The sequence below is a fragment of the Candidatus Methylomirabilota bacterium genome (genome assembly GCA_036001065.1).
GTDB lineage: Bacteria > Methylomirabilota > Methylomirabilia > Rokubacteriales > CSP1-6 > MNEF01.
In genome coordinates, this window is sequence record DASYUQ010000120.1 from 1 (window position 1) to 9,409 (window position 9,409).

General features: G+C 69.7%; 11 protein-coding genes. 7 read left to right on the forward strand and 4 right to left on the reverse strand.

Annotated features, from left to right (window positions below; translation table 11 throughout):
• Positions 1–46: 46 nt before the first annotated feature.
• From VGV13_11515 to VGV13_11530, 4 genes are read left to right on the forward strand one after another with little or no spacing between them, the layout of a single operon-like run.
• The gene (locus tag VGV13_11515) at positions 47–538 is read left to right on the forward strand and encodes a DinB family protein (GenBank protein HEV8641716.1); all 492 of its coding nucleotides are present in this window, start codon (positions 47–49) and stop codon (positions 536–538) included.
• Entirely contained in the window at positions 535–846 is a 312-nt protein-coding gene (locus VGV13_11520; GenBank protein HEV8641717.1) for a hypothetical protein, read from the forward strand. Before VGV13_11515 ends, VGV13_11520 begins: the two co-directional genes overlap by 4 nt.
• Complete coding sequence (locus tag VGV13_11525) at positions 843–1,673, forward strand: Phenylacetic acid catabolic protein (GenBank protein HEV8641718.1); 831 nt, start codon at positions 843–845, stop codon at positions 1,671–1,673. The genes VGV13_11520 and VGV13_11525 overlap by 4 nt, the downstream gene beginning before the upstream one ends.
• Positions 1,674–1,677: 4 nt before the next feature.
• On the forward strand, positions 1,678–1,893 hold the full coding sequence (locus VGV13_11530; GenBank protein ID HEV8641719.1) for a hypothetical protein: 216 nt from the start codon (positions 1,678–1,680) through the stop codon (positions 1,891–1,893).
• Positions 1,894–1,915: 22 nt separating this feature from the next.
• Here the strand turns inward: VGV13_11530 and VGV13_11535 are convergent, their stop codons facing one another.
• The 4 genes from VGV13_11535 to VGV13_11550 are packed head-to-tail and all read right to left on the reverse strand — an operon-like array spanning position 1,916 to position 5,690.
• Positions 1,916–2,440: an STM3941 family protein gene (locus VGV13_11535; protein ID HEV8641720.1), complete on the reverse strand. Its 525-nt coding sequence runs from the start codon at positions 2,438–2,440 to the stop codon at positions 1,916–1,918.
• Between the two features lie 3 nt (positions 2,441–2,443).
• Positions 2,444–2,953, reverse strand: a complete 510-nt coding sequence (locus VGV13_11540; GenBank protein HEV8641721.1) for a cyclic nucleotide-binding domain-containing protein — start codon at positions 2,951–2,953, stop codon at positions 2,444–2,446.
• On the reverse strand, positions 2,953–3,963 hold the full coding sequence (locus VGV13_11545; GenBank protein ID HEV8641722.1) for an amidohydrolase family protein: 1,011 nt from the start codon (positions 3,961–3,963) through the stop codon (positions 2,953–2,955). Before VGV13_11545 ends, VGV13_11540 begins: the two co-directional genes overlap by 1 nt.
• Positions 3,964–3,977: 14 nt before the next feature.
• Positions 3,978–5,690: a thiamine pyrophosphate-requiring protein gene (locus tag VGV13_11550; GenBank protein HEV8641723.1), complete on the reverse strand. Its 1,713-nt coding sequence runs from the start codon at positions 5,688–5,690 to the stop codon at positions 3,978–3,980.
• Between the two features lie 56 nt (positions 5,691–5,746).
• On the opposite strand from VGV13_11550, the gene VGV13_11555 reads away from it, so the two are divergent.
• Genes VGV13_11555 through VGV13_11565 form a run of 3 tightly spaced genes read left to right on the forward strand, consistent with a single transcriptional unit; the run spans position 5,747 to position 9,309 of the window.
• Positions 5,747–6,673 (forward strand): ABC transporter permease, encoded by a 927-nt coding sequence (locus tag VGV13_11555; protein ID HEV8641724.1) that lies wholly within the window; start codon positions 5,747–5,749, stop codon positions 6,671–6,673.
• Positions 6,674–6,677: 4 nt separating this feature from the next.
• Entirely contained in the window at positions 6,678–7,547 is an 870-nt protein-coding gene (locus VGV13_11560) for an ABC transporter permease (GenBank protein HEV8641725.1), read from the forward strand.
• 25 nt (positions 7,548–7,572) lie between these two features.
• Positions 7,573–9,309 carry a peptide ABC transporter substrate-binding protein gene (locus VGV13_11565; GenBank protein HEV8641726.1) on the forward strand — a complete coding sequence of 579 codons (1,737 nt, stop codon included), beginning with the start codon at positions 7,573–7,575 and terminating at the stop codon, positions 9,307–9,309.
• The last annotated feature ends 100 nt before the right edge of the window (positions 9,310–9,409 follow it).

The window sequence follows — 9,409 nt, forward strand, 5'->3', positions numbered from 1 at the left end:
CTAGTGCCGTGTCGGTGGGCCTCCCCGGTTAAAGGAGAGTTCGCCCATGCAAGCCGAGCTCGACACCTATGCTCGAGAGCTACGCTTCATCCTCGACCAGGTCTGCATCTCGCTGGCCGGCCTCACCCCCGCGCAGTTCAACTGGCGTCCGGCCACCCCTGCTCCGAACAGCGCCTGCGCCATCGCCGCGCACGTTCTCGCGAGTACCCGGGTCTACGCGCTCGGCTTCGGTTGTGGCCGCCCAGTCCAGCGCGACCGCGACTCGGAGTTCATTGCCTCTGGCCTCGATCCGAAAGAGATCATCGACCAGCTCCGGCAGCTCTGGCGGGAGATCGGTGCCGCGCTGGCTGCCCCGGTCGCGGGCGCGCTCGACGAGCGACTCCTGCCTGCGAAGGAGCTGTGGGGCACCGGTCATCCCCACGAGATCTCGCGGCGGGAGGCCCTCGTGGAGAGCATCCGGCACGCGGCCATTCACCTCGGCGAGTTACGGCTGACGCGGGACCTCGCCATCAGGCACGCCGGAGGAGTCCCGTCATGAGCGAGATCGTCGAGGAGATCCGTCAAGCCTACCAGGCGGTGGGGATCCGGCTCGATCAGCCCGTCGCCTACGGCACCTATTACCGCCTGTTGTGCGCCGGCTGTGGCAGGATGGTGGGCAACGTCGGCGACCGGCTCCTGCCCGGCATGGCCCGCCAGATCGTCGACGAGCAGTTCGACCTGTACGCCGCGGGCCTGCTGGGCTGCGCCTGCGGCCACCAGCGCGACACCACCCAGCGCCTGGACCCGGAGCGCTGGCGCCGGAGCCAGGCGCGCTACGGCGGACTCACGGAAGGGGCGCGGTCATGAGCGAGATGGAGATCATCCGAGACGCCGAGGAGCGCGGACGCACGGACCTGTGGCCGCTCTGGCGGAAGGCTTACGCCCAGGGCGACCCGCTGCCGAAGTTCACCGGCCCGGCGAGCCGTCCCGCCCATCGCTTCGACGAGGGCCAGCCGCTGCCGGAGGAGTACAAGGCCCTGCTGCTCAAGATGCTGCGTCACGAGGGCGAGCGCGCCGGCAACAAGTCCTTCCTCGGCTTCATGGCCACCTGCCTCGACATCGCCGAGGCGCTCTTCCCCAGCCGCGAGATGAAGCTGCTCAAAGCCGAGTACCTGGCCGAGGAGCTCAAGCACGCGATCATGTTCCATCGCCTGGCGGTAGGCCTCGACCACGACTTCGCCCTGCGCGACGTGCCCTACGCGCACTACGCCTTCCACCTGCCGCGGGAGACGTGGGCCGACGACGCCTGCTTCCACTTCTTCGTCGATCTCAACGGGGCCTTCCACGCCCGCGACTGGCGCGAGTCGTCCTACGTCCCGCTCCAGAAGATGTCGGCGACGGTCGAGCGCGACGAGCTGGGCCACTCGGAGATGGGCTACTACTTCCTCACCGAGATCTGCTCCACGCGCGCCGGCAAGGCGCTGGCCCAGAAGCTCCTGGACAAGTGGTACCCGGCCGCGCTCGACATGTTCGGACGCTCGGACTCGCCGAACGCGCCCAAGTTCATCCACTGGGGGCTCAAGTCCGTCGGCAACGCCGAGATCCGCCAGGCCTACAAGGCGTATGTCGACCGCAAGCTCCTGGCCCTCGGCCTGGACCTGCCCGACGAGCGGAAGCACCGCCGCTTTTTGTGAGCGGGTGGACACCCGCCACTTCGAGCTCCAAGACCTGCTCTCGGAAGCGCTGATCGCGCTGGAGGCCGGTGACCGACCGGCCGTGGAGGCGGCGCTCCGCAAGGCGCTGCGCTGGGTCGAGAGCGACTGGCTGGCCACGCCAGGGCAGCTCCACCGGGCGCCGGATCCTCCGCAGGCGCCCGGTGCCGCGGAGCAGGACGAGAACGACGACGAAGAGTAGCCGGCTCGGCGCGCGGAGCCGGTCAGGGACGGCGATAGCGATCGACGATTGCCAGCAGCTCCTCGAGTGACATCGGCAGGAGCCGCTCGGGGATATTGATGGGGGCCCGGGTCAGCCCGTAGTTCACCCGCAGCAGCCATCGCCAGGCCGGGCTCCGCCGCGCCAGCAGCGTGTCCATGGATGCCGGCACGATACCCAGAAATCGCTGGCGCATGAACCGGTGGATGACGACCTCCCGGACGTCGTTCCACCGGATCAGGCCAGATCTCAGGAAAGGGGTGTGGGCGATGAGTCCCTCGCGAGAGATCACGAGCAGAGGTCGCCTCAGCCGGAGCACCAAGAACAGGGAGAGGCCCCCGAAGAACAGCACGCCGGCGCCCATGATCAGGCGGTCCCCCACGTTGGTCCGGAACGTGTCAGGGAGGAGGACGATGGCGAGGCTGAGGACCGCAAAGCCGGCGGCCAGGACGGCAGCCGTCACCAGCCGCCCCCGGGCCGGATAGATCACGATCTCCTGGTCCCGCTGGCGCTCTTGAGCCGGCGCCACCGGTCAGGCGTGCGGCGCCTGCTCGGCCTGTCGCACGCGCTGCGACAAGACGGTGAGCAGGCTCCGCGTCAGGTCGGAGGCCTTGCTCAGCAGCAGGGAGAAGTCGCTGCGCTTGATGACCAGCAGCCGGAGCGCCGTCTCCGCCACCACCGTCGCCGAGCGCGGGCCCCCGTCGAGCATGCTCATCTCGCCGAAGAACTTGCCGGGCCCCAGGCGCACGCGCTTCCGCGCCGACACCTCCACCTGCACCTTGCCGTCAACGATGAGGAAGAACTCCTCCCCCGGCTCGCCGACGCGCGTGAGCACGGTGCCGGCGGGCACCTCCTGGACTTCGGCGATCCGGGCGATGGAGCGGAGCTGGCGTTGCGTGCAGCCGGAGAGCAGCGGCACGCGCTGCAGGTGCTCGATCTTGTCGTCCTGGCGCAATTGGAACCCGAACGGGCCCGGCTTCGGCTCCGCCCCCTTCGGATCGTAGGGAATCGAGCCGTCCAGCATCCGGCCGATCAGCTCCATCACGAGAGCCCGTACAGCCGCCGGGCGTTGGCGCCGAAGATCTTCCGCTTCTGCTCGTCGGCGAGGTCGCCGCGGTTCCGGATCTCGTCGAGCGAGTCCGGGTAGCTGTTGTCCCAGTGCGGAAAGTCGGAGGCGTAGACGATCTGGTTGTCGCCCACCAGCTTCATCGCCTGCGGCAGCAGCCACTCGTCGGCCTCGCACGAGAAGTAGATGGTGCCGCTTCGCACGTACTCGCTCGGCTTCTTCTTCAGCACCGGCGCCTCGACCGCGCGCTTGGCGTACTCGTCGTCCATCCGCTCCATCCAGTAGGGCGCCCATCCGCAGCCGGCCTCCAGGAAGGCGATCTTGAGATCGGGGAAGCGCTCGGGGATGCCCTCGAAGACGACGGACGTGAGCTGGCGCATCTGGCCGAAGGCGTGCGAGCAGGTGTGGGCCTGGATGAAGCGCGGGAAGAGGTCCACGCCGCTGCCGCCCAGGTGGGAGCCGGAGGCGTGGACGCCCAGCATCACGCCGAGCCGCTGCGCCTCCTCGTAGATGGGCGCGAACCGCTCGTCGCCGAGCAGATGGTTGCCGTCGGCGGCCAGCATGGCGCCCACGTGGCCCAGCTCGCGCACCGCCCGCCGCAGCTCCTTCGCCGCCGCCTCCGGGTCCTGCACGGGCAGGAGCGCGACGGCCTGGAGCCGCGGGCTCACCTTGATGAACTCCTCGTGCATGAGGGTGTTGTAGGCACGGCAGAGGGCCACCGCCCACTGCCGGTCGCGGATGAAGCTCATGAAGAGCCCGAGCGTGGGATAGAGGACCGTCGCCTCCATGCCGCCCTTGTCGAGCGCGCTCAGCCAGGCATCGGCCGTCCCCGCGAATTGCCCCAGCGTCCCCAGCAGGCGCCGATCCCACCCGTCCTGGGGAAACCACGGGAACGCCAGCGGCCGCCGGCGGTACGGCTCGTCGAGGTACTTGGCCAGCTGCTCCTGGGACTCGGTCACGTGCCCGTCGGCATCGATGATGGTCATGGTCTGCTCCTCCATCACGGCTTCTTGCAGATCACGTTGAGCAGGGCCTGGCGCTTCTCCTCGCGCACGACGCGCAGCGCCCGCTCGAGTGCGCCGGGCAGCGCCGCCGGATCCTCCACGCGCTCGCCCCAGCCGCCGCAGGCCTGGCAGATCAGCTCATAGTCGGGCGCGGGGTCGAGGTCGCTCAGCGGCATCGTCTTGGTCCGCACCGACCAGCCCTCGGGCGCGTGCGACTGGACCGCGCGCTTCACCGCGTTCCACGCGCGGTTGTTGAAGATCACGAAGAGCACGGGGATGTTGTAGGCCCGGGCCACCCAGTGCGCCGCCGTGGGCGCGCCGAAGATGTAGGCGCCGTCGCCGACGCAGCAGACCACGGTCCGATCGGGCGCGGCGAGCTTGGCCCCCAGCGCGGCCCCGAGCCCCCAGCCGAGCCCGGAGGCCGGTGACTGGCTGAAGTAGCTGCCGGGCGTGCTGAGCCGCGTCTGCGCCGTGTCCAGATCGTACTCGTTGATGACAATCGTGCGCTCTTCGATGACGTCGCCCACGCAGCGCGAGAGCCAGGCCATGTCGATCGGGCGATCGTTCCGCGTCGCCTGCGCGCGCGCGGCCGCTGCCTCTTGGATCTTCCGGTGCTCGGCCTCCCAGCCCGCGCGGCGCTCGGCGACCACGCGTCCGTCCAGTCCCGCGCGCCCCACGGCGGCCGCCAGCGCCCCCAGGGTCAGGCGGGGCGCGCCCGCCAGCCCCACGTCGACGGCGAAGCCGCGGATCGGATAGCGCGAGTAGAGCGGGTCCTCGCCGATCTGGATGACCGGCGTCTCCGGGCGGGGCGACTTGAGATCGGGATACCAGGGCGCATCGGCCTCCACGACGACGATCGCGTCCGCCTCGGCGAGGCAGGGCGCGGGATCGCCGCCGGCGTACAGCGGATGGGTCTGGGGGAAGCAGAGATGCGTGGAGAACTGCTCGAAGACCGGCATGCCCAGGGCCTCGGCGAGCGTCGCCAGCGGCGCCACCGCCCCGGGATCGCGGCCCGACGACTTCACGATGGCGATCGGGTTGCGGCTCCCGGCGAGGATCCGCGCCGCCTCCTCGACCGCGGCTGGATCCGCCACCTGAGCCGCGGCGGGGGTCAGCCGCGGCGGGTCGAAGTACTCGATCTCCGACATCCGCTCGGACAGCGCCTCCCGGGGCAGCGTCAGGTAGACCGGACCGGCCGGCGTGCTCTGGGCGATGGCCAGCGCCCGGTCCACCACCGTCTCGAGCTGGCCGCCCAGGCGCAGCTCGTAGTCCCACTTGACGTACTCGCGCACGGTCGCCGCCTGGTCGAACGACTCCTGCGCCCAGTGGATGTGGCGGTTGCGGGCGCCGGGCACGCCGCCCTCGGTGATCGGCGTCCGCCCGGCCGACATGAGGATGGGCGCGCGGGAGCGGGCGGCGTTGATGATGCCGCCGAGCGCGTTGGCGGTCCCCACGGTGACGTGGACCATGACCACCTGGGGGCGTCCGGTGACCATGGCGTAGCCGTGGGCCATGGCGACGGCCGGGGTCTCGTGGGGGACGGTGATGGGGCGCGGCAGCACCTGCCCCTGGGCCTCGCGCCGGGCGTAGGCCTCGATGATGGGCGCGAAGTCGGTCCCGGCGTTGCCGAAGAAGTACTCCACCCGGCGCGCCGCCAGCAGTTCCAGATACGCCTCGGCCACGCTCTCCACGGACGCTCGCTTGCGCATCGTCTGGCTCCTCGGTTGGGAGGGGTTGGGTGGGTTATTGTATACCTCGACGCCCGGTGCTCACTTACGCCATTCGCCGCATCCTGTGGCTGGTGCCCACGCTCCTGGCCATGGCGCTCGTGACCTTCCTGGTGATGCACGCCACGCCCGGAAGCCCGCTCGACCCCGTGGCGGAGGGCGCCAATCCCCTGTCGCCGGAGGCCCAGCGGAATCTCGCCGAGCACTACGGGCTCGGCAAGCCGCTCTACGAGCAGTTCCTGATCTTCGTGGGCAAGGCCGTCCGCGGCGACTTCGGCACCTCCTTCGTCTACAAGACGCGCACGGTCCGCGAGATCCTGGCCGAGACGTTCCCGGTCTCGCTGCTGCTGGGCACGATGGCGCTGGCCCTGGCCATCGCCGGCGGGCTCATGCTCGGCATCCTGGCCGCCGTCTACCAGAACCGCGCGTGGGATTACCTCTCCGTGAGCCTGGCCACGTTTGGCGTGGCCGTGCCGAACTTCGTCCTGGCCGTCTTCTTCATCATCCTGTTCTCGTTCGTCATCCCGCTCTTCCCCACGGGCGGCTGGGACTCGCCCCGGGCCTGGGTGCTGCCGACGGTCACGCTGGCCCTCGGCCCGCTGGGCATCATCGCGCGCTTCACGCGGGCGAGCATGCTGGAGGTCATCCGCGCCGAGTACACGCTGACCGCACGCGCCAAGGGTCTCGGCGAGGGCCCGGTGATCTTCAAGCACGCCCTCAAGAACGCCTTCATCCCCGTGGTGACGCTGCTGGGGCCGATGTTCGCCGCGGTGGGCACGGGCTCCTTCTTCGTGGAGTCGGTCTTCCGCGTCCCCGGCATGGGCGGCTTCTTCGTGCTCTCGATGACCGGACGCGACTACCCGATGATCATGGCGGTGGTGCTGACCTATGGCGCCTTCCTGGCCGTGATGAACCTCGTGGTCGACCTGCTCTACGGCGCGCTCGACCCGAGGATCCGCTACTAACCCGATGGCGACCACGGGCGAGGCCCCGCCGCTGGGCACGAGTCTCGGGCGGGACGCGCTCCGCCGCCTGCGGCGCAACCGCCTGGCCATGGGCGGGGCCGTCGTGGTCGCCCTCCTCTGCCTCATCGCGATCTTCGCCGACGTGCTGGCGCCCTACCCTTACACCAAGACCAACTTCGGCCGGCTGAACGAGGCGCCCTCGCGCGACTACCCGCTAGGGACGGACCAGCTCGGCCGCGACCTGCTCTCGCGCATGATCTACGGCGCGCGCATCTCGATGCTCGTGGGGCTCGGGGCCCAGGTGGTCGTCGTGCTCATCGGCCTGCCCATCGGCGCGCTCTCGGGCTTTCTCGGCGGCCGAGTCGATCTCTTCCTGACGCGCTTCATCGACGTCATGTACGCCTTCCCGAACCTGCTCTTCGTCATCCTCGTCATGTCCATGCTCGGCGCCGGGCTCACCAACATCTTCATCGCCATCGGGCTCACCGGCTGGGTGGGCATCGCCCGGCAGACGCGCGCCCAGGTGCTCGGCCTCAAGGCCCAGGAGTTCGTGGAGGGGGCCCGCGCGCTGGGGGCCCGCTCCGGGCGCCTGCTGGGCCGCCACATCCTGCCCAACGCGCTCACGCCCATCGTCGTGTCGGTGACGTTCGGGATCCCCGAGGCGATCTTCACCGAGGCGGCGCTGTCGTTCATCGGCGTCGGCATCAACCCGCCCACGCCCTCCTGGGGCCAGATGGTGGGCGAGTCGCAACAGTACCTGCGCTCGTACTGGCACCTCTGCGTCTTTCCGTCCATCGCCATCGCCGTCACCATGCTGTCGTTCACGTTCCTCGGCGACGGCGTTCGCGACGCGCTGGATCCGAAGCTCAAGTAGCGGCGTTGACTCCAGGAGGGCCCGCATGACGACTCCCCGGATGTCCGACGCCCAGCTCGACCTGCTGGCCGGGCGGCTGGCCGCGGCGGGCGGCGGGCGGCGCGGCTTCTTGAAGATCGCCGCGGGCCTGGCGACGCTCGGCGCCGCCGGCTTCAACGCGCGGCCGGCCCCGGCAGCGCCGAAGCTCGCGCCGGGCGAGAAGCTCGCCAAGGACCAAATATTCCGCTACGGCGGAGGTGGGTGGTGGCAGAAGGATCCGGCCAGCCACGACTTCAACAAGGACCTCTACTGCGACGGCGTGCCGGCCCTCTTCGCCGGCCTCATGAAGTTCAACGCCGACCTGCAGGCGGTGCTCCACGTCGCCAGCAAGGTCGCCTCCAACCCGGACGGCTCGCAGTGGACCTTCACCATCCGCCGGGACTCGAAGTGGTCGAACGGCGCTCCGTGCACGGCCCGCGACTTCGAGTGGTCCTGGAAGCGCCAGCTCGATCCCGCCACCGCCGCGCCATACGCCGCGTTCCTCTACGACATCAGGAACGGGGAGGCCTTCAACAAGAAGCAGGTGACCGATCCCGGCCAGGTCGGCGTGCGGGCCAGGGACGACTGGACGCTCGAGGTGACGCTGGAGGGGCCGCGTGCCTACTTTCCGGTGCTCGCCGCCTACATGGCGGCCCTCCCCGCCCACCGGTCCTCCGTCGAGAAGCACGGCGACCGGTGGACCGAGGCCGCCAACATCGTCGGCAACGGGCCCTTCGTGCTGGAGTCGTGGGAGCACAGCAAGGCGATGGTGCTCCGGAAGAACAAGCACTTCTTCGGCGCGCGGGATGTGACGCTCGACCGGGTCGTGATCCCCATCATCCCGGTGGCGTCCGGCGTGTTCCCCTACGAGAACAACGAGATCGACATGACGTCGCTCCAGTCGGGCGACCTCAAGCGCCTGCAGTCGAACCCGAAGACCGCAAAGGAGGTCTTCCCCTACCCGTTCCCCGGCACCTGGTACCTGATCCCCCAGGTGACGAAGCCCCCGTTCGACGACGTCCGGGTCCGCCGCGCCGTGGCCCACGCCATCGACCGGGAGAACCTCGTGAGAGTCGCCCTGGGCTTCGCGCTACCCGCCCACTCAATGATCCCGCCCGGGTTTCCCGGCGCGCTCGACGACCCGAAGATCCGCGCCATCCAGAAGTTCGACCCCAAGCTCGCCCTGGCCCAGCTCAAGGGCACGCCGTACGAGGGCGGGCGCAACTGGCCCAAAATCACGCTGTCGATGCGGGAGGAGCCGCGGGCCGCCCGGCCGCTGGCCGAGGCCGTCCAGGCGGTGCTGCTCGAGCATCTCAACATGAAGACCGAGCTCGAGGTGCTGGAGCCCCGCGTCTTCATCGAGCGCCTGTGGAAGCAGGATCTGCAGTTCGTCTGGATCCGGTGGTTCATGGACTACCCGGACCCCCACAACGAGTACTTCGACACCTTCTACGGCAAGAAGACCACCGGCCGGCGCCAGGCGTGGGTCAACGACGCCTTCGATCGGGAGCTCGAAGCCGGGCGCGACACGCGCGATGCTCGAAAGCGCCTGCAGCACTACGCGCGGGCCGAGGCCATTCTCCAGACCGACGTCGGCTACATCCCCGTCGCCTGGCTGGTGCGCTACGCTGCGGCCAAGCCCTGGGTCCGCGGCATCGAGAAGAACCGCCAGGGCGAGCTCGTCGTCGAAGCCAACATCTACGTGGACATGCTGCCACACCTGTATATGGTGGAGAGGGCGTAGCGGGCGAGCGGTCGTGGAGCGACCGGGCGGTCACGGGCGCGCGGGGCGCGAATCAAGATCCCGGAGTGCGCCTGCGTTTAAGGGACTTTTTCGTCCGCAA